The 24,070-nt window shown below is 63.3% G+C and carries 21 protein-coding genes and 1 tRNA gene; 7 read left to right on the forward strand and 15 right to left on the reverse strand.

Annotated features, from left to right (window positions below; all coding sequences use genetic code 11):
- Positions 1-128: 128 nt before the first annotated feature.
- A complete protein-coding gene (locus tag DOO78_RS00515; RefSeq protein ID WP_111467788.1) occupies positions 129-1,145 on the forward strand; it encodes a TauD/TfdA family dioxygenase in 1,017 nt (338 codons plus the stop codon).
- Between the two features lie 270 nt (positions 1,146-1,415).
- Positions 1,416-1,790, forward strand: a complete 375-nt coding sequence (locus tag DOO78_RS00520) for a hypothetical protein (protein ID WP_111467789.1) — start codon at positions 1,416-1,418, stop codon at positions 1,788-1,790.
- A 9-nt stretch (positions 1,791-1,799) separates the two neighbouring features.
- Here DOO78_RS00520 and DOO78_RS00525 read toward each other — a convergent pair whose 3' ends face one another.
- A complete protein-coding gene (locus tag DOO78_RS00525) occupies positions 1,800-2,936 on the reverse strand; it encodes a CaiB/BaiF CoA transferase family protein (RefSeq protein ID WP_111467790.1) in 1,137 nt (378 codons plus the stop codon).
- A 171-nt stretch (positions 2,937-3,107) separates the two neighbouring features.
- Here DOO78_RS00525 and DOO78_RS00530 point away from each other — a divergent pair, with 171 nt between their 5' ends.
- On the forward strand, positions 3,108-4,247 hold the full coding sequence (locus DOO78_RS00530; RefSeq protein WP_111467791.1) for a patatin-like phospholipase family protein: 1,140 nt from the start codon (positions 3,108-3,110) through the stop codon (positions 4,245-4,247).
- 384 nt (positions 4,248-4,631) lie between these two features.
- Positions 4,632-4,708, forward strand: a tRNA-Arg gene (locus DOO78_RS00535).
- Positions 4,709-5,159: 451 nt separating this feature from the next.
- Here DOO78_RS00535 and DOO78_RS00540 read toward each other — a convergent pair.
- A complete protein-coding gene (locus tag DOO78_RS00540; protein WP_111467792.1) occupies positions 5,160-5,885 on the reverse strand; it encodes an integrase arm-type DNA-binding domain-containing protein in 726 nt (241 codons plus the stop codon).
- A 331-nt stretch (positions 5,886-6,216) separates the two neighbouring features.
- On the opposite strand from DOO78_RS00540, the gene DOO78_RS00545 reads away from it, so the two are divergent.
- Positions 6,217-7,178 (forward strand): IS630 family transposase gene (locus DOO78_RS00545; RefSeq protein WP_111467793.1). Its coding sequence is split into 2 segments (ribosomal slippage): positions 6,217-6,568 and positions 6,568-7,178, totalling 963 coding nucleotides; the frame shifts between segments, so codons are not numbered across the junction.
- Between the two features lie 52 nt (positions 7,179-7,230).
- Here the strand turns inward: DOO78_RS00545 and rnk are convergent.
- From rnk to kdpF, 13 genes are all read right to left on the reverse strand, one after another.
- Positions 7,231-7,659, reverse strand: a complete 429-nt coding sequence (rnk, locus tag DOO78_RS00550; protein ID WP_111467794.1) for a nucleoside diphosphate kinase regulator — start codon at positions 7,657-7,659, stop codon at positions 7,231-7,233.
- Positions 7,660-8,678: 1,019 nt separating this feature from the next.
- The gene (locus tag DOO78_RS27020; RefSeq protein ID WP_128079975.1) at positions 8,679-8,891 is read right to left on the reverse strand and encodes a hypothetical protein; all 213 of its coding nucleotides are present in this window, start codon (positions 8,889-8,891) and stop codon (positions 8,679-8,681) included.
- 90 nt (positions 8,892-8,981) lie between these two features.
- Positions 8,982-9,635 carry a LysR family substrate-binding domain-containing protein gene (locus tag DOO78_RS28555; RefSeq protein WP_111467796.1) on the reverse strand — a complete coding sequence of 218 codons (654 nt, stop codon included), beginning with the start codon at positions 9,633-9,635 and terminating at the stop codon, positions 8,982-8,984.
- Between the two features lie 353 nt (positions 9,636-9,988).
- Positions 9,989-10,117, reverse strand: a complete 129-nt coding sequence (locus tag DOO78_RS28345; protein ID WP_275298328.1) for a hypothetical protein — start codon at positions 10,115-10,117, stop codon at positions 9,989-9,991.
- Positions 10,118-10,147: 30 nt separating this feature from the next.
- Positions 10,148-10,552, reverse strand: coding sequence for a hypothetical protein (locus DOO78_RS27025; protein WP_128079976.1), 405 nt, complete (start codon positions 10,550-10,552; stop codon positions 10,148-10,150).
- 134 nt (positions 10,553-10,686) lie between these two features.
- The gene (locus tag DOO78_RS00565; protein ID WP_111467797.1) at positions 10,687-11,655 is read right to left on the reverse strand and encodes a magnesium and cobalt transport protein CorA; all 969 of its coding nucleotides are present in this window, start codon (positions 11,653-11,655) and stop codon (positions 10,687-10,689) included.
- Positions 11,656-12,122: 467 nt separating this feature from the next.
- Positions 12,123-12,875, reverse strand: coding sequence for a SpoIIAA family protein (locus DOO78_RS00570; RefSeq protein WP_111467798.1), 753 nt, complete (start codon positions 12,873-12,875; stop codon positions 12,123-12,125).
- A gap of 44 nt (positions 12,876-12,919) precedes the next feature.
- Positions 12,920-13,639 (reverse strand): response regulator, encoded by a 720-nt coding sequence (locus DOO78_RS00575; protein WP_099957415.1) that lies wholly within the window; start codon positions 13,637-13,639, stop codon positions 12,920-12,922.
- Positions 13,611-16,301: a sensor histidine kinase gene (locus DOO78_RS00580; protein WP_111467799.1), complete on the reverse strand. Its 2,691-nt coding sequence runs from the start codon at positions 16,299-16,301 to the stop codon at positions 13,611-13,613. Before DOO78_RS00580 ends, DOO78_RS00575 begins: the two co-directional genes overlap by 29 nt.
- A gap of 37 nt (positions 16,302-16,338) precedes the next feature.
- Positions 16,339-18,423, reverse strand: coding sequence for a potassium-transporting ATPase subunit KdpB (kdpB, locus tag DOO78_RS00585; RefSeq protein ID WP_099957417.1), 2,085 nt, complete (start codon positions 18,421-18,423; stop codon positions 16,339-16,341).
- Between the two features lie 15 nt (positions 18,424-18,438).
- Positions 18,439-19,119, reverse strand: a complete 681-nt coding sequence (kdpC, locus tag DOO78_RS00590) for a potassium-transporting ATPase subunit KdpC (protein ID WP_111467800.1) — start codon at positions 19,117-19,119, stop codon at positions 18,439-18,441.
- Positions 19,120-19,129: 10 nt separating this feature from the next.
- Positions 19,130-20,833 (reverse strand): potassium-transporting ATPase subunit KdpA, encoded by a 1,704-nt coding sequence (gene kdpA, locus DOO78_RS00595; RefSeq protein ID WP_111467801.1) that lies wholly within the window; start codon positions 20,831-20,833, stop codon positions 19,130-19,132.
- A 130-nt stretch (positions 20,834-20,963) separates the two neighbouring features.
- The gene (kdpF, locus tag DOO78_RS00600) at positions 20,964-21,059 is read right to left on the reverse strand and encodes a K(+)-transporting ATPase subunit F (RefSeq protein WP_206289431.1); all 96 of its coding nucleotides are present in this window, start codon (positions 21,057-21,059) and stop codon (positions 20,964-20,966) included.
- A 502-nt stretch (positions 21,060-21,561) separates the two neighbouring features.
- Between kdpF and DOO78_RS00605 the strand changes: the two genes are divergently transcribed.
- Both DOO78_RS00605 and DOO78_RS00610 read left to right on the forward strand, forming a co-directional pair.
- On the forward strand, positions 21,562-22,458 hold the full coding sequence (locus DOO78_RS00605) for a LysR family transcriptional regulator (RefSeq protein ID WP_111467802.1): 897 nt from the start codon (positions 21,562-21,564) through the stop codon (positions 22,456-22,458).
- 179 nt (positions 22,459-22,637) lie between these two features.
- Entirely contained in the window at positions 22,638-23,876 is a 1,239-nt protein-coding gene (locus tag DOO78_RS00610; RefSeq protein ID WP_111467803.1) for an outer membrane beta-barrel protein, read from the forward strand.
- Positions 23,877-24,070: the final 194 nt, after the last annotated feature.

A 24,070-nucleotide genomic window follows, 5' to 3' on the forward strand; every position in this document is an offset into this window, starting at 1 on the left:
TCCAGAGGCTTGCTTGCCGCCATTCAACCAGCCTTCCCGGAGGCTGCGAAGGGGGCGCCGCGAGAGGGGCGCGCGGGTTGCGCGGGGCGGGGAAGGGGCGGAAGCTGCCGCCAGAGGGAACGCATGCCATGACCGAACTCCTTCCCGTCACCGATGCCAGCGCCTGGCGCGGCGCCGAGATCGCCGGCGATCCCGGCTGGATCGACAGCCTGACCGCGGCCGAGGTGGAGGAGCTGGCGGCGGCGCTGCGCGGCGTGCAGGCGCGCGGCCTCGCCACCACCGCCATCACCCGGGCCGATTTCCCGCTGCCGGGGCTGGCGCCGCGCCTCGCCGCCTGGCTGCGCGAGGCGCAGACCGGCCGTGGCTTCTTCCTGCTGCGCGGCCTGCCGGCGGAGCGCTTCACCGAGGCGGAGCGGGAGGCGATCTTCTGGGGCCTCGGCACGCATCTCGGCACCGCGGTGTCGCAGAACTCGCATGGCGAGATGCTCGGCCATGTCTTCAACCAGGGCCGGGTCTACGGCTCGGCCAATACCCGCGGCTACCAGACCAAGGCGCGGCTGGATTTCCACACCGACCGCTGCGACCTGGTCGGGCTGCTCTGCCAGCGGCGGGCGAAATCCGGCGGCCTGTCCTCGGTGGTCAGCACCATGGCGGTGCATAACGAGATCCTGCGCCGGCGGCCGGACCTGCTGCCGATCCTCTATCACGGCTTCCACTATGCGGAGCGCGAGGCGGCGGACAATCCCTCGGGCGTGACGCCGCAGCCGATCCCGGTCTTCAGCCGGCACCAGGGCGTGCTCTCCTGCCGCTTCATCCGCAACCCGATCGAGACCGGGGCGCAGCGCCGCGGCGTGCCGCTGACCGCGGACGAGCAGGCGGCGCTGGAGACGATGTCGGAGCTCTCGGCGCGGCCGGACATGCGGCTCGACATGATGCTCGAGCCCGGCGAGATGCAGTTCTGCAACAACTACGTCACGACGCATGCCCGCACCGAGTTCGAGGATTGGCCGGAGCCGGAGCGGCGGCGGCTGATGGTGCGGCTCTGGCTGACGGTCACGCCGCGCCGGCCGTTGGCGCCCGATTTCGGCGAGCATGACGGCATCCCGGCGCGGCTGGCGCCGGAGACGGCGCCGCTGCCGGTGTGATGGCCGTGCGCATCGATGGCGCCACATCGATGCCCTCGGACGCCGGCGCCGCCTCCGGCGGCCTGGCTTCGCGGCAATAGGCCGCGGCGCCCATTCGGGCGCTCGGCCGGCCCTGCCGACCGCAAGCCAGGACTGATGCAAGCCGCCCCCGGCGCCATCCGTTGCGGCGGATGGTTATCAACAGGAAAGTCCGGCGCCGCGCGGCGCGGGCCTTGGGCGCCGGAATCGTTGCTCCTAGCCTGACGGGCGGAAGGCGGGGGGAGGGGCGGCATGACGGGCCGGGAGGAGGAGGTCCGCGACGATGGCTTGGCATCGCCCGCGCAGCCCGAACCCTATGTCAGCCCGGGGGAGGTCTTCGCGCGGGAATACCGCGCGGCGCGCGACTATTTCGAGATCGTGCCGCCCTTCTGCATCCAGGCGGAGGAGGACGGCAGCTACACGCTGCACCGCAAGGCCTTCCAATTCACGGCCCATGGCGGCGCCGCGGCGGCGACCCTCTGGGTGCCGGTCTCGCGTCACCCCGATCTGGAGGAGGCCGAGCGGCGCCTGCGGCATGTCTGCGGGCCGAAGCTCTACTACGACGGCAAGGGCCGCATCACCGGCGCGCCGCCGAGCTTCCAGGACTGGCTGGCGATGCCGCGCTGAGGCGCGGCCTCAGCGCCCCTTCGGCAGCGGCGCGCCGAGCGCGGCATTCGCCTCGCCCAGCGCCGGCGCCCCCTGCCGCACCGGCGGCCGCTCGCCATCGAAGGAGACCGGCAGGCCCACCCCCTCCAGCCCATAGCCCGGCATGGGCTGCATGATGCCGAGCGCCGCCGTCTGCGGATGCGCCACGACGGCGGCGAGGTCGTGGATCGGCGAGCAGGGGATGCCGGCGGCCTCCAGCGCCTCGCTCCACGCCTCGCTGCCGCGTCGGCGCATCTCCGCCTCCAGCAGCGGCAGCAGGATCTCGCGATGGGCGATGCGGTCGGCATTGGTGCGGAAGCGCGGGTCGCTGCCCCATTCCGGATGCCCGAGGACGGCGGCGAATTTGGCGAAGAGCCGGTCATTCGCCGCCGCCACGACGATCTCGCCATCCGCCGTGTCGAAAGCCTGGAAGACGATGAGCTTCGGGTTGCCCGTGCGGTGGCGCGGCGGCTGCCGCCTGCTCTCGTTGAAGCCGGCGACGTGCTGCGCCATCCAGCCGAGCCCGGTCTCGAAGAGCGAGGTGTCGACGGTGCAGCCCTCGCCCGTCTGGTGCCGGCGCTGCAGGGCGGCGAGGCAGCCGAGCGCCGCCCAGACGCCGGTGCCGAGATCGAGCACCTGCATGCCGACCCGGGCCGGCGGCGCCTCGGCCAGGCCGTTGACGCTGAACATGCCGGCGAAGGCCTGCACGATCGGCTCGTAGCCCGGCTTCAGCGCCATCGGCCCCTTGGCGCCGAAGGCGTGCAGGGAGCAGTAGATCAGCCGCGGGTTCAGCGCCCGCACCGCCTCGGCGCCGAGGCCGAACCCCTCCAGCGAGCCGGGGCGCATGTTCTGGATGAAGATGTCCTGGCCGCGCAGGAATTCCCGCAGCCAGGCCTGCGCCGCCTTGTCCTTCAGGTCGAGGGCGATGCTGCGCTTGTTGCGGTTCACCGCATGGAAGCTGCAGGCGATGCCGGCATGGAAGGGCGGGCCCCAGCCACGGGCGTCGTCGCCCTCGGGCCGCTCGACCTTCACCACCTCGGCGCCGAGCATGGCCAGGATCTCGCTGGCATAGGGGCCGGCCAGGTTCTGGCCGATCTCGAGCACCTTCACGCCCTGCAGCGGCAGCATGCCGGTCGTTCCTCCCCGATCGTCAGCGGCAGGCTCGGCCCGGCGGCCGCCCCGGTCAAGCGGCGGCCCGGCGCCTGCGCCGGTGCCTGGCCACGCCGTTCGTGGCATAGGAAGCCCGATGCAGCCGCGGGCGGCCACCGTCCGGCCCCGGGCTCCCGATGGAGGACCACCATGCCCGTCACCCCGATCGAGCACTGTGCCTTCGCGCGGATCGCGCTCGTGCTGCAGGGCGGCGGCGCGCTCGGCTCCTACCAGGCCGGGGTGTACCAGGCGCTGCACGAGGCGGGTCTGGAGCCGGACTGGCTGGCCGGCGTCTCCATCGGCGCCATCAACGCCACGATCATCGCCGGCAACCGCCGGGAGGACCGGCTGCCGCGGCTGCGGGAGTTCTGGGACCGGGTGACCCGGCGGCGGGCGCTGCCCGTGGTCTCGGAAGGCGACGACCTGCGGCGGCTGCGCAGCGTGCAGAGCGCCCTCGCCACCCTGGCCCTCGGCACGCCCGGCTTCTTCCGCCCGAACCCGATCAACCCCTGGCTGGCCCCGCGCGGCGCGCCGGAGGCCCTCGCCTTCTACGACACGGCGCCGCTGCGGGAGACCCTGGCGGATCTGGTGGACTGGTCGATGCTGGCCGAGGCGGGCGGGCATCCGCGGCTGGCGGTCGGGACCGTCAACATCCTGAGCGGCAATTTCCAGTATTTCGACACCGCCCGGACGGCGCTGACGCCGGCGCATGTGATGGCCTCGGGCGCCCTGCCGCCGGGCCTGCCGCCGGTGCGGATCGGCGGCGACTGGTACTGGGATGGCGGCCTCGTCTCCAACACCCCGTTGCAACACCTGCTCGAGGACGAGATGGACGACCGCAACACGCTGGTCTTCCAGGTGGATCTCTTCCCCGCCCGCGGCCCCTTGCCGCGCGACATGGAGGAGGTGCTGGGGCGCGAGAAGGACATCCGCTACTCCTCCCGCACCCGCATGAACACCGATGCCTATACCCGGCTGCGGCGCTGGCAGCTCCAGCTCAAGCGCGCCCTGGAGCGGGTGCCGGAGGCGGGCCTGACCGAGGAGGACCGGGCCATGCGGGCCCGCCTGGCGCGGCTGCCGCGGCTGGCGATCCTGCAGATGGTCTATCAGGCCAAGGCCTATGAGGGGCAGGCCAAGGATTACGAGTTCGGCTACGACACGATGCGCGACCATTGGCAGAGCGGCTACGAGGACACGCAGCGGACACTGGAGCGGCGGCAATGGCTGGAGCTGCCGCCGGAGGATCCGGGCATCGTCACCCATGACGTGCATCGGGACGATGCGCCCTGACCGGTGCCGGGGCCGCCACTGCGCAACTGCCTCGCGGAGGGGGCTTCCTTTAGGCGGCGAGCCGGGCTAGGAAGCGGCCAACGGACCCGTAGCTCAGCTGGATAGAGCGTTGCCCTCCGAAGGCTGATGTCAAGGGGAGCGTGGGGCGGAATTTCGAAGGAAGGGAAGAGAAAGCAAGGGGTTAGAGGAAACATAAAGCCCCTTGGAGATGGCCGATTTTGTCGCGTAAGCACCGCGTAAGCAGGCAGCGGGTTAAAATTGGCGGAAGATGGATACGTTGGCGGGCGCATGCGCGGCAGCTAGACGATCGATCTGAGAAGTGAGTTGAATGTCGCCGAATCCGTTGACCTCTGAAGGTCGGTCGGGCTAGGCGCTACAGTGATTGCACCCGTAGCTCAGCTGGATAGAGTGTCGGCCTCCGAAGCCGAAGGTCACAGGTTCGAATCCTGTCGGGTGCGCCAAGTACCGCCGTTAGCCGCCACGTTACGCCAAAGCCGCACTCCGGTGTCTGACCAAAATGGCAGATGTGCAAGTGGGTTAGTCGCGGCGGTTGGCGGGCTCCGAGTTCAATCGAAGCGGTACAGGGTAACGCCCTCGGTCGCATCCTCTAGGCTCTCCCCAGCCGCACGTCGTGCGGCGGCACCATTCGGGTCCACAGTGCTTGGCGGCTCTGACCGCAGTCCATCGATCAGAAACTCATATACGGCTTGGCCATCCGTTTGCGCGCTGTCGAAGAACTCTGCCAATATCCGCCTACCCACTAGCTCGAGTTTTAGGATGGCATGCCCCTGCGCTGGCATAGCTTCGATTTTGTAGGTGTTTGCGGCTTCCGGGCGCCGCCTCGGGTAGGTGGGGCTAATCTGACGCTCCGCCCGAGTATGGCGATCGATAACGGTGAACGGACCGTCTAGATCATCCTCGCCTAGAGCCGAGCGTTTGATACTCGGCGTCGCTGAGACGACGGCTACGAATATTATCTTTTGGCCGTCGAACCCCGTGCGCGGGATTGGCTTCTATAATTCCTGCCTCGACGGCGTAGGTCAGTATGCCGCTGAGAAGTCCGACAGTACGTGAGGCTGCTCCCACACCGCCTCGCACGATGGACTTGCCCCGCAATTTTCCTGTCTTGAAACTGCCGTTGGTTTTACCGGCTATGACATCCTTCAACACCTTATTGATATCCGCCTTGGTGAGGTCTTTCACCCGCCGCGTCCCGACCAACGGAATGATGTGACGGCGGATTCGACCGACGTCGCTGACGATGGTTGTCGGCTTCTTCGGGCGTCCACCCTTGCCCATAATCAAGCCGGCGTTCAGGTCCTCGAGATAGCGCCCGCACAGCTCCTTGACCGTTATGGCTTTATGATTGAGTTGCCGCTGTTCAGACGGATCTTCGCCACGCGCGATCTTGCCGAAGAGAACCCTTGCCTCGTGGCGCGCAAGCTCGGGCGTCCAGAAGCCATGCAACCCGATGGTGAATCGGCGGGAGCGGCCGGCGAACCTATAATGAATGACATAGCTGCGCTTGCCGGATGGATATATCCGAAGATCGAGGCCAGGCAGTTCGGTGTCCCAGATGAAGTAATCCGTCTCCCGCGCCTTGGCGGAGTCCGCGTTACGTTTTGTGAGTTTTGGCATGTGTGGCGAGCGGCTTTCCCTTGGCGAACGCGCCAAGGAAGCGCCGGGAATGGGGAGCAACGAAGTGTCCCTTACCCAATCAGAATCGTTGGCGAGATTCGCATTTAGTGTCAGCGTTTTAGACGGGATCGCGCGATCGCACTAACCCCAGGAGCCTGACTACATCCCCTCCGAAGGTGGAGGCCACACGTTCGAATCGTGTCGGGTGCGCCACGCCCCTCAGGGCTGGCGCAATGGGTTAGAGCGAAGCTCCCCAGTGTCGGCTAGAGCCATTCCCGGCGGTGTTGCGACGGGATAGTGGCTGGTGCGTTGACCAGTGAAGGAGCCAGCGATGCCTTCACCCTTGTCTATCGATCTGCGCGAGCGCGTCGTGGCGGCCGTGGTAGAGGGCGCTTCGTTTCATCGGGCGGCGGCGCGGTTCGGGGTGAGCGTGTCGAGCGCCAGCCGCTGGTCGCAGCGGTTTGCGCAGCAGGGCAACGTCGTCCCCAAACCGACGCACAGCGACGACAGCTTGCCGGCGATCGAGGCGCATGCGGATCTGATCCTCTCCCTCGACGAGGCACGGCCCGAACTCTTCCTGCGCGAGTTGCGCGACGCCCTGGCCGAGCAGGGCGTGCAGACCAGCACGAGCGGACTGTCCCGCTTCTTCGCCCGCCACGGCATCACCCGCAAAAAGGGGCGCTGTACGCAGCTGAGCAGGAGCGGGCCGACGTGAAGGCGGCGCGTGAGGCGTGGTTCGCGGCTCAGCCCGACCTCGATCCCGACAAGCTCGTCTTCCTCGACGAGACGGCGGCCGCCACCAACATGGCCCGCCACTACGGCCGCGCCCCGCGCGGCGAGCGCTGCCGGCTGCTCGTACCGCAGGGCCATTATAAAATGACCACCGTCACCGCCGCTCTGCGCACCACCGGCCTGTGCGCCCTCGATCTCGCGGATGGCGCCACCAACGGCCAGCGCTTTCGCGACTACGTCGCCAACCGCCTCGTCCCGGTGCTGCGGCCCGGCGACACCGTGATCCTCGACAACCTGCAAGCTCACAAGGTCAGCGGCATCCGCGAGCGGGTCGAGTCGGTCGGCGCGCGGCTACTCTACCTTCCGCCCTACAGCCCCGAGTTCAACCCGATCGAACAGATCTTCGCCAAGCTGAAAGGGCTGCTGCAGACCGCAGCCGCCCGCACCGTGCCTGACCTATGGGACGCCATCCGGCGGGCCTTCAGCCGCTTCACCCCAGACGAGTGCCGTAACTGCCTCGCAGCCGCCGGCTACGACGACGACTTGGCCATCGCTACGTAAGCGGGAACGGCTCTAAGACGGAAAGATTTCAGGCAGGTTCGTAAGTCCGCGATCAGCGACTTTTTGCTGTCGTGTCTCGTGCCGGTTGGATCACCTTTACGACGCTCAGCGTGCGTTCGTGTCCATCGCGATCTGGCCAGAGTATTGAGTCACCTTCGCGCAAGCCAATGAGCCCGGCGCCGACAGGAGTGATTACGGAGATCCGGTTCGCAGCAATATCGGCCTCGGCAGGGTAGACAAGTTCGACGGTACGACGGGTGCTGGTTGCCTGATCGACAAACTCGACCGTCGAACGCATGGTAACGACGTCAGGAGGAATGTCCTCGGCGGTGTGAATCCTGGCGCGTTCGATCTCGGCCATCAACAGGCGGCTAACATCTGACTGGCGGGCGTGGGCACGCATTCCGAGATCGGACAGCGCATCGGCTTCGGTGTCGATCATATGAATGGGAGGGCGCGCGGCAGCTTTAACAAGGGTCATGACGAAGGCTCGTAGTGTGAGGGTTGCGAACGCTGGCGAGGCGTGGCGGATCGGGCTATGCCCTTACCCCGAACCCAGCACGCGAACGTCCGGACCCGGGGCTAACAGCCCGACATGAGCTGGCACCCGCGATTGCAGAATCGGACGTGAGCCTTCGACGCTTGCATAACCAGGCGACCATGGGCTGCGGCCCTAGCCCCGTCAATCGCCCCGCGAGCCTCAGAGCGATGTGTTACGTAACCCGGTGAACCCGATTTGGCTGAGAACGGCGAGCGCACGGCCTTAGCTGACCAGCATTCTGAGTGCCGCGGAGCTGATCAGCATCAGGAGCAACATCGCGAAGACGTGATCCCACATGCAGAGGCTCGTACGCGAAACTGGCTGTCGCGTGACCAGCGCCACCCCAACGAGAACGAGCGCGGATGCAGCAAACATTAAATGCACGAAGAACAGGAAAAGAAAGGGCGGCCGATGATCGAGCGCAAAGGTTGGTGCGCAGAGTAGGAGGATCAATCCGACTTGCCCGCAAAACGCGCGGAGGTGTAACCGCGAGCGGCTATCCTGCTCACGCAACAACCTCATCCACCGGAATCGCGTGACCGCTTCCCACATGGTCGGCGAGTGCCCTATCATTGCTCCAAGGCTCGCCGGTCACGGCCGCGCGAGGCCAATGCAACGAACGGTAGCTCGACCGACATCAGGATGGCGTATGATCGGGCCAAACCGCGCAAATATTGCGTTAGGGCAGATTAGCTTCGTCTAAGATCTCCGCTTTCAGTCTTTCTCGTCCTGAGATCCTTTAAGCCGACCTCGATCTCCAGCTAGAGGTTCTTGTGGAGCCTCGGTTACCGACCGATCTTTGGCTTTGTTGATGAGCCGAGACTTAGAGAGCGTGTCGAGCTTCGCCATTATGCCTCGTGTGACTTGGCGTCGCCGTACGAACAACGCCACCAGCGACACGAGCAAAGCGAAGCGCGCGAGCATGAGGATCCAGTCGCCGACATCAGCGTGAAAGCTGTTCAACGCCATGGACGGCGACCAAGGAAGGAGCGCCCGCTTCGTTTCCCCGGGATCAGAACGTAGATGATCCCGAGCGCAAGAAACCAAAGCAAGGCGACCGCGCGCAACGGCGTCGCGGCCGCTGGTATATGATGAGCCGCCACGAGCAGGCCGATCAGGCCTGAGACGCCGATGATCTTAACGGCCGCGGAAAGAATGGTGAGGGGCGGCATCCTACAGCACCCTGGGCGAGGTCGGTGCAAAAGCCCTGATGAGCTGAAGGAAGCTCAGGCGGCGGCGCGCAGCATGGGTTGACGGGGCGATCACTCAAACGCTCCTTGACGGCCTTCGGCCTGGACATAGGCGAGCAGAACTGAGGCCTCTGGCGAGAGGGTCTCCGGCCGCCATATTGCGTAGACCGCAGCGTGAGGCTCCGGAGCGCTGATCGGTCGGTAGATGACGCCGGGATAATAAACGCCTAGTGCGCAAGAGCGTGTCAGCGCGATCCCGAACCCCAATCCTACGAGATGCATAAGAGTGTCGCGATGGACCTGGGTTGGAATGATCAACCGTGGCCGGCCTTCGAGTATTGTCGCTATTTCGTTCGCCGTGCGGATGACGCGCGTTTCATCGATCGCCATCAGAAACGTTTCGCATCTGAGTGCTTCGCGACGAAGGGCGTGGTGACCGGCGAGCCGATGACCCTCCGGCAAGGCCACTACGATCGTCTCGTTCCAGCAGTGCTCGGACACGATGGACGCTTTATTTACCCGCTCTTGTATGAAAGCGACGTTAATTGTTCCGCGCGCAACTTGATCGGCGATATCGTCGCCGTTACCCTCGACAAAACGTACATCTATTGCTGGTTCTGTTTTTTGAGCCGAGCGAGCACGTTTCGAAGTGGGCCATAGCTCAGGGAGGCGTCCAGTCCGATCCGAAGCGATGCCGATGTGCTGCCGCCGGTGAAATGACTGCAAGCGTCGCGCAGGCTATGTGAGAGCATCTTTTGAGGCCCACCGGAAGGGGCGGACAACTTGAGAAAGCGGCGACTTTTGCTTGGCTCAAACGTTGTAGGGCGTGTTCCAACTGGTCTATCCATACGTGGAATGCCTTCGGCTTTTTCGCTCGCGGGGACCGGCGGTCGGCGCTCCGGGCGAAGCAACAGGCGTGCTGCAATCAAGAGCGCGGCCAAGAAGATGATGAAGACGGACGCGCCAGACATTGGTCATTCCGTGAAACCGAGCGGACGGTCAATCGAAGCCGCGACGTTGATCGAAGTTCGCTTGCTCTCAGGTTGATCGCGGCTGCTCCAATCATTTTTGCGATTTTTTCAGGCGGAGCGTTCCTCCGATCCGCGGTCTTTTGTTGCTTTGCGCCTGTCCCGGCGGCTCGCCAGAAACAGCTTTACGCGGAGGTAGATGTTCAACCACAGCAACCCGCCGATGATGAGCAGAAGCATCAGGAGGCCTTCTGGATTCATCATTGTGCCTCATCGTGCTCCCCGCAGCAGAACATGGTTGCTGGCGCGCTGCGGGCGCGGAGACACCGATGATGGATTGGCGGGCGCCACGGTCCATCTCATTGCGTGCGAGGCCTCCTCGGAGGGAATGTGGAGAGGTGTCGCCGGGGAGCGCCTCGGTAGCTCGATCTGATCAAAGATGTGGCGACCGAGCACGAGCAAGGCGCTGCCCGCGCTCATGCCGACGAAGCCCAACGCCGCCAGAAGCATCTCAAAGGGCGTGGCTTCATGCAGCGGAAGCGCATGGACAAGTGCGTACAGGCGGCTCAACGCAAGTGCGGCAATGATCACGCCCAGCAAGCCCGCTAGTCGTAACCCTGCATTCCTTGCATCAGTTGCTGCGATTGGCATGCCGCCCTCCATGGTGGCGGCCATCCAACTAAAGGCACGATCATAAAGATTCGAGATCAGATTTTCGGGCTAGACGTAAAGATGGTGTATATATTCGCCTTACTTCCTAAGTCGGCAGCCATGAGGTATGCCGCGTCTTTGGCCTTAAGTAGTGTGGGCTATAGCCATCCAGTTTTTCGGAAGCGCCGGTATAGTGTCAGGCATATCACGGCGATGATCGACATAACCGCAGGGTAGCCATAGACGGAATGCAACTCGGGCATATGCTCGAAGTTCATCCCGTAAATGCCAGCCAAGGCAGTCGGCACGGCCAGGATCGCCGCCCATGCTGCCAGTTGGCGGGTGATGGCGCCAGTGCGTTGTTGCTCCATCAGATTGCTGAACTCGAAAACGGAAGTCAGCACCTCGCGGAGACCAGTGTTCATCGTCTCCACCCGCCGCACGTGATCCAGCACATCTCCGAAATAGTGGCGAGCCTCGGCATCGATGCAAGGATGGTTGGTCTGAGCTAACTTACGGGCCACCTCCTCCATGGGTATCAGGATGTGTCCAAAGCGAGTGAGCTGACGCCGAAGCGTGAATATTCGGGCGATCTCGGTTCGACCCAAGAAGGCGTCGAGGGTGTGCTGCTCCATAGCCGAGACTTCTTCCTCGAGCGACTCGACCAGTGGAATGTACCCGTCGACGATGAAATCCAGCACTGCGTGCAACACATAGTCCGTGCCTTGGCCGAGGAGATCTGGCGACTCTTCCAGGTGCTTGCGCAGCGGAAGGTGTGATCGGGTTGAGCCTTGCCGCACCGTGATGATGTGACTGTGACCGAGGAACACGGCGGTCTGTCCGTAGGCAATGACGCCGTCGTCCAGTTGCGCGGTGCGCGCGATCAGGAACAACTGATCGCCGTAGATATCGACCTTCGGCAACTGGCCGTCTTTGAGCGAGTCTTCTACCGCGAGTGGGTGAAGCTTGTAGAGGGCCTGTAACGCCATGACGTCCTCCGCGCATGGGTCCGACAAGCCTATCCAAACGAACTCGGAGCGATCCGTCGGGCAATCAACCCGTTCGCCGATGTCGACTTCGCGAACCCGACGACCGTCGCGGTAGAGATACGCTGCGATGACTGGCATCAGTCCTCTTTCTGTATGAGGAGGTGCGGCCCGAGCTTAGTCGCCTGACCTGCAGTCGTCATCGCGATGACCGGCGATTGTGTGCGGCTACAGCGCTTGTGACGTCGGGCTGATTGGCTCGCCGTGGTTCTAAGCGGCGCAGACATTGCGGTCGATGCCGGCTTGGGGAGCACCTCTGGTCGGGGCTTGACCTCGCTCTCGGCGGCCGGCGGTAAAATCATGTTCGACAGATTGGATGACTCGCCTCGACGTCTCGCGCAGCCAACTCGCGGCGCGTTGCATATCGCGCGGCGAGATCGAGATGAAGTCTCTTGACCGCTACATCTGAAGCGTTGGCTGCTAACTCCAGTTCCTGTGCCGCCCGGCGGGCGAAATATGCTTCGTCCGATACCGGATCGACGCTCCTCGCGTTGGTGCTCCGGACCGAGGAAGCAGTCTCCGATGGGCTGGCGGGGACGGGCTCTTCTTCAGCCGCCATGGCGACGCAGCCAGGCCCGTGCAGCCTCTTCGTCGCCAGCGGCGAAATGACGGGCTTCCATCTTGAGCAGCGGATCGAAGAGGTTGGTGAGGCGACTTATCCAGTCGGGCCCGCCGACGAGCGCATATCGCTCGATATGGCGTAACAGCCCGATCTTCAGTTCGAGCAGCCTCGTATCAACGAGCAGCGACGGCTCGAAGCCGTCATAGTGACGGACGATGCCGAGGAGGCGGCGACCGCCCCCGCCGCTGAACGCGGCCGAAAGCCTCTCGGCGAGATTGCGCGCATCCGCGCTGGTGATGCGCCCGTCGATCTCGAAGGTGAAAATATCGGAATCACCGTTCTCTAAGACCCGCAGGCTTTCAGGATGCGCGCAATCGACGTCACCGCGAACCCAGGCGAGGGCGTGCTCCCGACGATCGGGCGTATAGGACTGATACCTGACATAGGGCAGCAAGGCGTTTTCGATCCGGGCGGCGTTACGGATCCAAGCCTGGTCGCTGACGATGGCGATCCGTCCGAATTGTCTGAGCCGTGCCAAGTAGCGGAACGCATTGCCAAGATCGCTACGCCACGCCTCCGAGGACATGCCCTTGAAGTTGCGGACTTCCGCGAAGACATGGACGGTGTCGCCGCGCTCAAGCGCCGTATCAAGCTGCCGCATGGCGGTTTCGACGTCAGCTTTCTCGATACGGCCGTCGGTGGCCAACTCGATGACAGTTTCATTCTGATTTTCGGCCATGATCTGGTCCTTGCGGATTGTCGGATTGATCCGGTTGTTCAGGGTCAGCTATGACGTGCCTCGGCGGCCTCCAGGCCGGACAAGCGATATCCGACCTGCAATTCCGTCAGGAGGTGCTGGGGCTGCGACGGCTCCTCTTCGAGCTTTTGCCTGAGCTGCGCCATGTAGATGCGGAGGTAATGGGCGCGTTCCGAGTATCCGGGACCCCACACCTCCATAAGCAGTTGGCGGTGGGTTAGCACCTTGCCGTGGCCACGGACCAACGCCGTCAGAAGTCGAAACTCGTTGGGCGTGAGATGGACGGGTATGCCCGCGCGCGCAACTTCGTGCGTGGCAAGATTGATGGTGACCGACCCGAACTTGGCTACGGGCGACGCTGCGCCGCCGTTCGATACGGTGCCGGCGCGCCGCAGTTGTGCCCGCACTCGCGCCAGGAGTTCGGGCACGCCAAACGGCTTGACCAGATAGTCGTCGGCGCCGGCGTCAAGCGCCTCCACCTTTTCGGTTTCCTGCTCGCGCGCGGAGAGTACGAGAACGGGCGCTGACATCCAGCCGCGCACTTCCCGGATCAGCGTCTTGCCGTCGCCGTCGGGTAGTCCGAGATCGACGATCATCAGGTCGGGCTTGCGACTGCCCGCATTCAGCCGCGCCTCTTCGGCCGTCGCCGTCTCGAAGACATTCATGCCCTCTTTTTCCAGCGCCATGCGGATAAAGCGCCGAATATCGGCTTCGTCTTCAACGATCAGAATGCGCGGCTTGATCATGGATCGGTTCACTTTCGATCGCAGGCGGCGTCCCAAGCGGCAGTCGTATCTCGAACGCGGCTCCGTTTGGTTTGCGCTGTTCGGCTCGGATGCTTCCGCCGTGAGCCGTGATGATACTGCGGCAGAGCGCGAGCCCCAATCCAACGCCGGCGACCGACGACTCCTTCTGCCCACGCGCGAACGGCTCGAAGAGCATTTCCGGATCCCGCACGGGGAGCCCGGGGCCATTATCTTCAACGATAAGATACATGGTGTCCGCCGTAGCACCGGCCCGAACGTTTATCGTGCTATCGCGCGGGGTATACTTGGCGGCGTTGTCGAACAGATTGATCAGAACGCGCTCGATGAGCGTGGCATCGGCCTCTATGAGCGGAAGATCCGCCGGCAGATTGGTGCGAACCTTGCGAGGTTCGAGGATCGCGCGCGATTGTAACACGGCGCTGCCGACGATCTCGCTCAAGGAATTCCATTCCTTGTTGAGCCGCACGCCTTCGCTTTGCATGCGTGCCAGGTCGAGCAGGTTGGCAACGAGGCGCTTGAGCTCGTCAGCCTGAACCCGGATCGAGCGCGCCAGGTCACTGCGATCTTCGACTGGAAGCTCTTTGCGATGCTCGAGCGTCTCGGCCAGGCCGCGGATCGCGGTCAGCGGCGTCTTGAGGTCGTGCGATACGGCCGACAGCAGCGCGTTGCGGAGCTTCTCACCCTCCATCCGGACCAGGGTTTCCTGTGCGACTTCCATGAAGTGGATGCGCTCGAGCGTGAGGCCAATGGTCGAGCAGCAGGCATCAAGCAGACGGCGATCGTCCGGATCGTCGGGCAGCGGCGCGCCGACCGGCACGACCGCCAGCACTCCGCGCATGGCCATCGACGCTTTCAGGGGAAGGTACAGGGCGTGGGCGGCGCTCAAGGTCTGAGTGCCAAGGCCCGCTTGCTGTCCATGATCGAAAGCCCATTGTGCGGTCGATGTATCGACAAGGCCGGGGTCCTCGGTAGGCATCAAGCGCTCGTTCTTGTCGGGAACCAGGAGGATGATCCGCGCTTCGAACAGTGGTGTCAGCGCTTCCCGGCAAATTGCGACAACTTGGTCTATCTTGATCGCGCTTGAGAGGTCGCGGGCGATCCTGGCCAAGGCCGACGCCCTTCGTTCTCCGGCGCGGGCTACACGAGCTTCCGATCGGAGCCGCGCCGCGAGTTGGCTGATCACGACTGCGACTACCGTCATAAGCGCGAAAGTGAATATGTATTGCGTGTCGGTGACCGCGAACGAGAGCTTCGGCTCGACGAAGAAGAAGTCAAAGCAGCCTACCGAAAGCAGGGACGCCCACGCCCCAGCGAGGCGGCCGAGTCGCAAGGCGATGAACACGGTCGTCACCAGGAAAAGCATGACGACATTGGAAAGATCGAAAAAGCCTACGAGCTGGGAGGCGAGGAAGGTCGCCGCGCCGCATGCGAGCGTGGCGATGCCAAGCGCCGCGATCTGCGTCTGCGGCTCCTCCGGTATCCAACGAACTCGGCGGGTCGCCCGGACTTCGTCAACGCTCAGCAGCAGGAGCCCAATTTCCGGATTGGCGCGGGCAAGCCGTTCCTGCAATCGGCGTTTGAACGTAAATATGCGTCGGCGAGCTGTGTTTCCGATGATTAGCTTGGTGGCGTTGCGCTTTCGAGCATAGTCGAGGATCGCCTCGGTAATGTCTTGGCCAGGGACATTTGCAAATTCCGCGCCGGCTGATTGGGCCGTCTTCGCGATGACGAGCAGCGCCTCGCGGGATCGCGCGTCATTATTTTGATAGGGCTGATCGACGTGGACGACGATCCATTTGGCCTGAAGCCGCTGGGCGAGGCGCCCGGCTTCACGGACGAGCTTTTCCTGGGACCGATCCGCGCTGACGCAGACCATGAGCAATTCCTGCGTCGGCCAGACCGTCTTGATCGCGTGCGAGACGCGGTAGGTCCGGACATCGGCGTTGACCCGGTCGGCGACGCGGCGGAGCGCAAGCTCGCGTAGCGCGATCAGATTGCCGCGGCGGAAGAAGTTCTGACGCGCGCGCTCGATTGACACGGGCAAGTAGACCTTGCCGGCGTTCATGCGGGCGAGCAGATCGTCCGGCGGCAGGTCGACCAGCACGACATCGGTCGCGGAATCGAAAATGCGATCGGGAACGGTTTCACGGACGCGAATGCCGATAATGCCGCCGACGATGTCGTTGAGGCTGTCGAGGTGCTGTACGTTGAGCGCGGTGTAGACATCGACGCCGGCGTCGAGCAGCTCTTCGACATCTTGCCACCGCTTGGCATGGCGGCTGCCGGCGACGTTCGTGTGGGCAAGCTCGTCGACCACCAGCAGCTTGTAGTCGGACGCCAGGGCGCCATCGAGATCGAACTCGGTGACAGGCCTGCCATTACCCGGCAACGTCTTGCGCGGGAGAATGGCAAAGCCGTCGATCAGCGCCTCGGTTTCCTTGCGGCCGTGCGTCTCGACGATGCCGATCCCGACCCGCACGCCCTCATCCTGAGCCTGCCGCGCCGCTTGAAGCATCGCAAAGGTCTTCCCCACCCCAGCGCAGGCCCCGAAGAAAATCTTGAGTTGTCCGCGTTTGGAGTGCTCTGCGTTACCTCTTACGGCCTCCAGAAGAGCGTCCGGATCAGGTCGCTGATCGTTCATCGTCTACTGCCTCACGCCAGTGCCGCACGCCGTTCGTCTAAAAGAACGGCGTGAGCACGAGGTCGATGAGCTTTATACCTATAAATGGCACGATAATCCCGCCTAATCCGTAGATGAGCAGGTTGCGACCGAGAAGCCGCGCCGCCGGTTCGGCGCGATACTTCACCCCGCGTAGGGCGAGCGGGATTAGCACGACGATGATCAGCGCGTTGAAGATGACCGCAGAGAGAATCGCCGAGGCTGGGCTGTGCAGTCCCATCACGTTGAGCGCGGCGAGCGGCGGATAGGTCGCGACGAAGGCGGCGGGAATGATCGCGAAATACTTGGCCAGGTCGTTTGCGACGCTAAAGGTCGTGAGCGCGCCGCGCGTCATGATCATCTGCTTGCCGACTTCGACGACGCGCAGCAGCTTGGTTGGGTTGCTGTCGAGATCGACCATATTGCCGGCTTCCTTGGCCGCCTGCGTACCGCTGTTCATCGCGACGGCGACATCGGCTTGGGCGAGCGCGGGCGCGTCGTTGGTGCCGTCGCCGGTCATCGCGACGAGCCGTCCCTCAGCCTGGTACTGACGAATAAGCCGGAGCTTGTCCTCCGGCGTCGCCTCAGCCAAGTAATCGTCGACGCCGGCTTCGGCCGCGATGGTCGCTGCCGTCAACTGGTTGTCGCCGGTGATCATCACGGTCTTGATGCCCATCGCGCGAAGCTCGGCGAAGCGCTCCTTGATCCCGCCTTTGATGATGTCCTTGAGCTCGATCACGCCCAGGACATTGGTTCCGTCGCTAACGACGAGCGGTGTGCTGCCGCGGCGAGAAACTTCTTCGACGGTCGTGGTCACTTCCTTGGGGAAGACACCGCCCATCGCCTCGACATGGGCGCGGATCGCACTGGCCGCACCTTTCCGGATCTGGCGGCCGTCGATGTTGATGCCGCTCATTCGGGTTTGCGCGGTGAAACCGATTGTCTCCGCGCCCTGAAGCTCGCGGCCGCGGATGCCGAAAGCGTTTTTGGCCAGGATCACGATAGAGCGCCCTTCGGGCGTCTCGTCGGCAAGGGATGCGAGCTGCGCCGCGTCGGCCAGCGCGGGCTCTTTGATGCCGGGCGCGGGATGAAACTTCGTCGCCTCGCGATTGCCGAGCGTGATCGTGCCGGTCTTGTCGAGGAGGAGGACGTCGACATCACCCGCCGCCTCGATCGCGCGGCCAGAGGTGGCCAGCACATTGGCCTTCATCATCCGGCTCATACCGGCGATGCCCACGGCTGAGAGCAGTGCTCCGATCGTCGTCGGGATGAGGCAAACGAGAAGCGCAATGAGCACCGTGATCGTCACCACCGTGCCCGAGCCGTTGATGATCGTGCTGAAGCTAGAGAACGGCAGGAGGGTGACGCAGACGAGCAGGAAGATGATCGTGAGTGCCACCAATAGGATCGTCAGTGCGATCTCGTTGGGTGTCTTGCCACGCTTAGCGCCTTCGACCATCGCGATCATGCGATCGAGGAAGGCCTCGCCCGGCTTGGCAGTGACCTCGACAACAATCCAGTCCGAAAGCACGCGTGTGCCGCCCGTCACGGATGCGAAGTCGCCGCCTGCCTCGCGGATTACGGGGGCGGACTCGCCGGTGATTGCGGACTCATCCACCGAAGCTGCGCCTTGCAGCACTTCGCCGTCGGCCGGGATGATCTCGCCGGCCTCGACAAGCACGTATGCTCCCACACCCAATTCGTCGCTCGCCTGAGGCCAGGATTCGGCGTCACGTCGCGGCTCCTTGAGCATCCGAGCGAGAACGCGCTGGCGGGTGGCGCGCAGCGCATCGGCCTGCGCCTTGCCGCGCCCTTCCGCCATGGCCTCGGCAGCGTTGGCGAAAAGGACCGTGAACCAAAGCCATGCGGCGATCGCGAAGATGAAGGGAGCGGACGCCTCGCCCTTGCCGGTCACGGCCTGAATGAAAAGCAAAGTTGTGACGATGCTGCCGAGAAACACGACGAACATCACCGGGTTCTTGATCTGAACGCGCGGTGACAGCTTCTTGAAGGCTTCCGCGGCCACTGATGCCCACGGCACTTGCTTGACGTTTCCGCCGAGGACGGCGGCGCTCTGCGCCGTAGGAGTCTCTAGATCGGACATGATGCCACCTCGGTTTTATTGGGCAGCCGGACGGGCCGGCGCGGCAGCCGCGTCGAGCGCGAGATTGAGTGCAAGGACATTGACGCGTGGGTCGCCGAACAGACCGAACTGCGGTCGATCGACATTCTCATTGATCAGCGCCAGGACGCGGTCCACCGCCACCCCTCGGGCGCGAGCGACCCGCTGCGCCTGGATGTTGGCGTTGGCGATCGAGATATGCGGGTCGAGACCTGAGCCGGACGCGGTCACCGCGTCGACCGGAACGGCGGCGTTGGCCGCCAGTCCGTTCTCCTGACGGTAGGCGATGGCGCGCTGTTCGACCGCGGTGAGGAGCTTCTTGCTGAGGACACCCTGGTTGCTCGCGGCGCTGGCTCCAGCGTTATACGGCTGGTCGACCGTCTTGGAGGGGTCCTGCGGGTCGGGACCCGACGTGGCGCTTGGCCGACTATGGAAATATTCCGGGCGGGCGAAATATTGTCCGATCTGGCGAGACCCGATGGCCTGCCCGTTTCTCTCGATCAGGCTTCCCTGAGCCTGGCTCGGGAAGAGCAGATTGGCGACGCCGGTTGTCGCCAGCGGATAGGCCAGACCTGTCACCACCATGAATAGCAGGGCTGAAACGAGCACCGGCCGGGCGATGCCCTTGAAGGCGGAGGTGGCAGAGAGGTCGGCGGATGTCGATTGATCGTTGTGCATGGCGATGTCCTCAGAATGTCGTGCCAGACAGCATCAGCAGATGCTCGACGATCGGGCCGAGCGCGAGCGCGGGGAGGAAGGTCAGACCCCCGACCACCAACACCACGAACACGAGAAGCCCTGTGAACAGCGGCGTTGCGGTCGAGAGCGTCCCTGGGCCAGCCGGCACCGTCGTCTTCGCCGCCATCACGCCCGCGACCGCCAGCATCGGCAGCAAGGTCAGATAGCGCCCGACCAGCATCGCGAGCCCAATGGTTGTGTTGAAGAAGGGCGTGTTGGCGTTGAAGCCGGCGAAGGCCGAACCGTTGTTGGCGGTGCCCGAGGTATAGGCGTAGAGCACTTCGCTGAAACCGTGGGGCCCCATGTTGGCCAGACTGTCGACGGTGGAGGGCATGACGCATGCGAGCGCCGTGAAACCGAGGATGCTGAAGGCATGGGCCAGAACAGCCAGCATCACGAACTTCATCTCGCGCGCCTCGACCTTCTTGCCGAGGAATTCGGGCGTTCGCCCGATCATCATGCCGACCAGGAAGACGGTCAGAATTGCATAGGTGACGAGATTGATGAGGCCGACGCCATCGCCGCCGAACACGTTGTTGAGCATCATCTGGGCGATCGGGACGAGGCCGCCAAGCGGCGTCAGCGAGGCGTGCATCGAGTCGACCGATCCCGTCGTCGCCGCCGTCGTGGTGGTCACGAACAGGCTGGTCTGCGCGATGCCGAAGCGAAGTTCCTTACCCTCCATGTTGCCGCCGCCGAGCGTTGCGGTCTGCGCCTGATCAATTCCCAGCGGCGAGAGCATCGGATTGCCCGCATGCTCGGCGCCGTAGACCAGCGCTAGGAAACCGAGGAACATGACGAAGAAGGCGGCGAAGAACGACCAACCCTGCTTGCGGTTGGCGATCATCGATCCGAAGACGTAGGTCAGGGCCGACGGGATCAACAACATGCTCAGGATGTGCAGCGTGTTGGTGAGCGGTGTCGGGTTTTCAAACGGATGCGCGGCGTTCATGCCGAAGAAGCCACCGCCGTTGGTGCCGATGTGCTTGATGGTCTCGAGACTGGCCACCGGCCCGATGATGAGTTGCTGGCGAGCGCCTTCGAGCGTCGTGACCACCGTGTCGGCCGTCAGCGTCTGCGGCATGCCCTGCCACACATAGATGAGCGCAAGGACGAAGCAGAACGGGAGCAGCAGGCGGTAGGTGACGCGCGTGAAGTCGACCCAATAATTGCCGATGTCGCCGGCGCTCTTGCGGCTAAGGCCCCGGATGAAGCCGCCCGCGGCGGCAACGCCGGTCGCGGCGCTGACGGTCATCAGGAAGGTGATGACCGCCATCTGCGACAGGTTCGAGAGGCTCGTTTCGCCAGAATAGGCCTGCCAGTTGGTATTGGTGATGAACGAGGCGACGGTGTTGAACGCGAGGTCGGGTGTCTGCGAAGAGCGACCGAGCGAATCGCCGGGCAGAAGTTGCTGGATACGCAAAATCAGGTAGCCGAGCAGCATCATGGCGGCGTTGCTGAGGAGCAGCACCGCGCCATAGCGTTTCCAAGACATCGGCTCGGCGGGATCGACTCCCAGCAACCGGTAGGTGCCGCGCTCGATAATATTGTGTCCAGGCGCGGTGAAGATGCGCTTGAGCCACGGGCCAGTCACAAAGACGAGGCCCGTCATGATCGCCAGAACGACGATGAATTGATTCAGATCGTATCCCATCAGAGCCCCCTCAAATTCGATCGAGGGCCACGATGAACCCTGCTGTGATTGCGAAGAATCCGAGCGTTACCGCTACGAAGATGAGGTCGCCCATATTTGCCACCTGCCGGTTAGAATGGATCGTTGATGCTCAGAAGCGCTCAGGCTTCATGAGGGCGTAGAAAAGGTAGATGAAGAGGCCGACCGCGCAGGCGCCGGCCAGACCAATCATGAGGGTTTCGGTCACGAGGATTCTCCAAACAGCGCGACGACGCCGAAAGATCGTCTCTGCGTGCGCGAGCGCGGACGCACGCGGCTCAGTAGACGCGCAGATCTCGGCTTCTCGGCCAGAAAGTTGCTGAGCATTTTGGCTGCAGCTCCAGTTTAGTGTCAGTCTGCGGGACGCCTTTAAGACGTTGCACGTAAAGGCGGCGCTGAGTTTTTACGCCCGTGTATAAGGATGGCGTAAGGAAGCATGTCACAGCTACCGCCTGCGACGCTTCTTGGCCGGTCATGAATAGATGAATGCGAGTGAAGTAGAGTAGGCTTTCGAACTGGCGAATGAGGGCTGCGTCTTACGCGGTCTTTGCGGTCGCCCCCGAAACTCTACGCGATCCTTATGTCACGCGGGGTAAGCAGCTTCCTATAGCATCGCGTTCGACTCGACGCGTTCCAATCACAGGTAACGCCGAGATGCGCTGTAGCTTCCATCCCCGCCAACATCGCTGCACAGCTCGGCCCCTCCGGCGGTGAAGGCATTTGAGCTAGAACTTAGGCACATACGATACGTTGTGACGGCCGCCCGGTTTGGAAGCTTTCGCAAGGCATCCTCACGCCTTGGGGTGCGGGAGTCGACGATCAGTCGACAGGTCAGAAACTTGGAGGACGGGCTGGGCTCCAGCCTATTTCTTCGCAAGAGGTCGGGCGTTTCGCTAACGCAAGCTGGCTCGATTTTTGTCGAGCATGCCCAAGCCGCGCTGAACGAGATTGATCGCGCGGTAGGCGATGTCGGCACGATAGGTCGCGGCAGGTCCGGTACGGTTCGCGTCGGCCTGTCATCCCCGCTCGCAACCGGGTTTCTCGGGGAGCTCCTTATTCGCTTTTGTCGGCAGCATGAAGCGGTGCAGCTTGAGTTTGTGGAAGGCACACATACACAGCTCTTCGAGGACCTGGAGCGCGGCAATCTCGATATCGCGTTCATGGCCGCGCCGCTTGACACTGGAAGCCTCGCCACCAAACGGCTGTGGAGCGAGGATGTGTTCGTCGTCTTGCCGGAGAGTGATGCACTCACGAAGAAGAGCGAAATCGCGTGGAGTGACATCCGGCTGAAGCAGTTCCTGGTGACCGAAGCTACGCCGGGACGCGATATCGAAGCGTTCGTTTTCCGGCACCTCTCCTCTATTGGATATTCGCCACGGATACAGCGTGACCGGGTGTCGTCACAGACCCTGATGCAGTTGGTTGCGATTGGCAGGGGCATCTCGATAGCAAGCCAATCGGTCGCGGAGACGGCGTTCCCCGGCATCACCTATCGGAGGCTCGAAGGTTGTGCGGTGCCCTTCTCGGCGGTCTGGTCGACCGAGAACGACAACCCGCCCTTTCGTCGGCTGCTGAGCTTGACGTCCGGGCAAGCAGCTACTGCATAATGGTCGAAGCCGCCGTTCCTGAGTTCCATTACCGCCAGGCGGTCTAAGCGGCGTCAAACAGTGCCGATCCCTCCCAAATATATATGCGATCCTTACGTCCCAGCGTCAGATAAAGCGCCGACTTTATACGCGTAAAATTAGTGCTTCGCTGCATCTGCCCAATCAAATGGGGATGCAATATGCCCGGACCTGCCGATTTCTCTGCTATTCGCAAGTCGACGCCGCGACACAAACGGTGGTTGACATCGCCCTCGACCCTGGCTCTTGGAGTGGCGTGCGCTACGTTCTTCGGCGCGAGCGCGGCATATGCAGATCCGGTTCCGGCACCCAGTTTTGCTGGCCCCCTCGTCCCTAATCCTGACGCCATCGCGCTTGAGGCAGGACCGTTCGGTCAGGTTCTGGTGTCGGGCCAAGTGACGGGCATCGGCGTCGCGCAGACCAATGCAACGCACGCCGGCGGGATCGGCAACCGCGATGGCTTCGTCGATATCAGCAACGCGCAAGTCCAGTTTCAAACGACCCGGGGCCCGCTACAGTTCTATGTTCAGACGGGCATTTACTCCATCCCTTCGCTGGGTACGTCTTACCTGAAGGCGACCGAAGCGACAGAACAGCTTTTTGGTCCGGTTCCGGTGGCGTACGCGAAAGCGGTGATATCGCCCGAACTATCCGTGTCTGCCGGATTACTGCCGACGATGGTCGGCGCGGAGTCGACGTTCACCTTCCAAAACGTCAATATCGAGCGCGGCTTGCTGTGGAATCAGGAGCCGGCCATCAGCCGCGGCGTCCAAGTGAACTACGCCAAGGGAGCCGTCAGTGCGGCGGTCTCGCTTAACGACGGCTACTTTTCGGGAAAGCTGAACTGGCTCTCGGGCACGCTTTCCTACGCGTTTGATTCCTCGAATTCGCTGAGCTTCGTCGGCGCTGGTGCGCTATCGCGTAATGACAAATCCTCCTTCGCGACGCCTTTGGCGCAGAACAATAGCAGCATTTTCAATCTCATTTACACCCATACGAGCGGTCCGCTCACGCTGACGCCGTATCTCCAATACAGCCACGTTGGCCGCGATGATCAGCTCGGCATCAATCGTTCCGCCGATACCTACGGCGGGGCGCTGCTCGTTAAATACGCGATCGACAAGGAGTGGTCGCTCGGCGCGCGGGCTGAGTATCTGAAGACTAGCGGGGGAAGATGCGGATCGGACGCGTCGTGTGCGCCAACGAACTTGCTTTATGGTCCCGGAAGCAGTGCCTGGTCGCTGACCTTAACGCCGACTTATCAGAAAGGCATATTCTTCGCGCGAGGAGAGGTGTCGTACACTCGGATCGGGAACCTCGAGGCGGGCTTTGGCTTCGGTCGTGACTTCGATCGACGCGATCAGCTGCGCGCGCTGATCGAGACAGGCATACTTTTTTGAAGGCCGCACCGCGCTATCGCGCACGTGCGAGCTGATCGATGGGACCCGCGAACGCATAGTTGGCGCGATGATGGCAGCGAGCATTCATGATGCCGCATCTAGACGCGGAGTCGCGCCTGACGCTTCGGCGCTTCGCTACAAAACTCTGCGTCTCCTCTACTATTGGGCTATACGGCCGGGCGCATTATTTCCCA

This window comes from Roseicella frigidaeris (assembly GCF_003258945.1).
Classification (GTDB): Bacteria; Pseudomonadota; Alphaproteobacteria; order Acetobacterales; family Acetobacteraceae; genus Paracraurococcus; species Paracraurococcus frigidaeris.

Bases quoted from the DNA above. Each gene is read 5' to 3' on its own strand.
- DOO78_RS00530 (WP_111467791.1), top strand. From the start codon at position 3,108: ATGCCCGTCACCCCGATCGAGCACTGTGCCTTCGCGCGGATCGCGCTC.
- DOO78_RS00575 (WP_099957415.1), bottom strand. From the start codon at position 13,639: ATGATCAAGCCGCGCATTCTGATCGTTGAAGACGAAGCCGATATTCGG.
- DOO78_RS27020 (WP_128079975.1), bottom strand. From the start codon at position 8,891: ATGCCGCCCCTCACCATTCTTTCCGCGGCCGTTAAGATCATCGGCGTC.
- DOO78_RS00610 (WP_111467803.1), top strand. From the start codon at position 22,638: ATGCCCGGACCTGCCGATTTCTCTGCTATTCGCAAGTCGACGCCGCGA.
- DOO78_RS00565 (WP_111467797.1), bottom strand. From the start codon at position 11,655: ATGCCAGTCATCGCAGCGTATCTCTACCGCGACGGTCGTCGGGTTCGC.
- DOO78_RS00570 (WP_111467798.1), bottom strand. From the start codon at position 12,875: ATGGCCGAAAATCAGAATGAAACTGTCATCGAGTTGGCCACCGACGGC.
- DOO78_RS28345 (WP_275298328.1), bottom strand. From the start codon at position 10,117: ATGCTTCTGCTCATCATCGGCGGGTTGCTGTGGTTGAACATCTACCTC.
- DOO78_RS00515 (WP_111467788.1), top strand. From the start codon at position 129: ATGACCGAACTCCTTCCCGTCACCGATGCCAGCGCCTGGCGCGGCGCC.
- rnk (WP_111467794.1), bottom strand. From the start codon at position 7,659: ATGACCCTTGTTAAAGCTGCCGCGCGCCCTCCCATTCATATGATCGAC.
- kdpB (WP_099957417.1), bottom strand. From the start codon at position 18,423: ATGTCCGATCTAGAGACTCCTACGGCGCAGAGCGCCGCCGTCCTCGGC.
- DOO78_RS00580 (WP_111467799.1), bottom strand. From the start codon at position 16,301: ATGAACGATCAGCGACCTGATCCGGACGCTCTTCTGGAGGCCGTAAGA.
- kdpC (WP_111467800.1), bottom strand. From the start codon at position 19,119: ATGCACAACGATCAATCGACATCCGCCGACCTCTCTGCCACCTCCGCC.
- DOO78_RS27025 (WP_128079976.1), bottom strand. From the start codon at position 10,552: ATGGCCGCCACCATGGAGGGCGGCATGCCAATCGCAGCAACTGATGCA.
- DOO78_RS00540 (WP_111467792.1), bottom strand. From the start codon at position 5,885: ATGCCAAAACTCACAAAACGTAACGCGGACTCCGCCAAGGCGCGGGAG.
- DOO78_RS00525 (WP_111467790.1), bottom strand. From the start codon at position 2,936: ATGCTGCCGCTGCAGGGCGTGAAGGTGCTCGAGATCGGCCAGAACCTG.
- kdpA (WP_111467801.1), bottom strand. From the start codon at position 20,833: ATGGGATACGATCTGAATCAATTCATCGTCGTTCTGGCGATCATGACG.
- DOO78_RS00520 (WP_111467789.1), top strand. From the start codon at position 1,416: ATGACGGGCCGGGAGGAGGAGGTCCGCGACGATGGCTTGGCATCGCCC.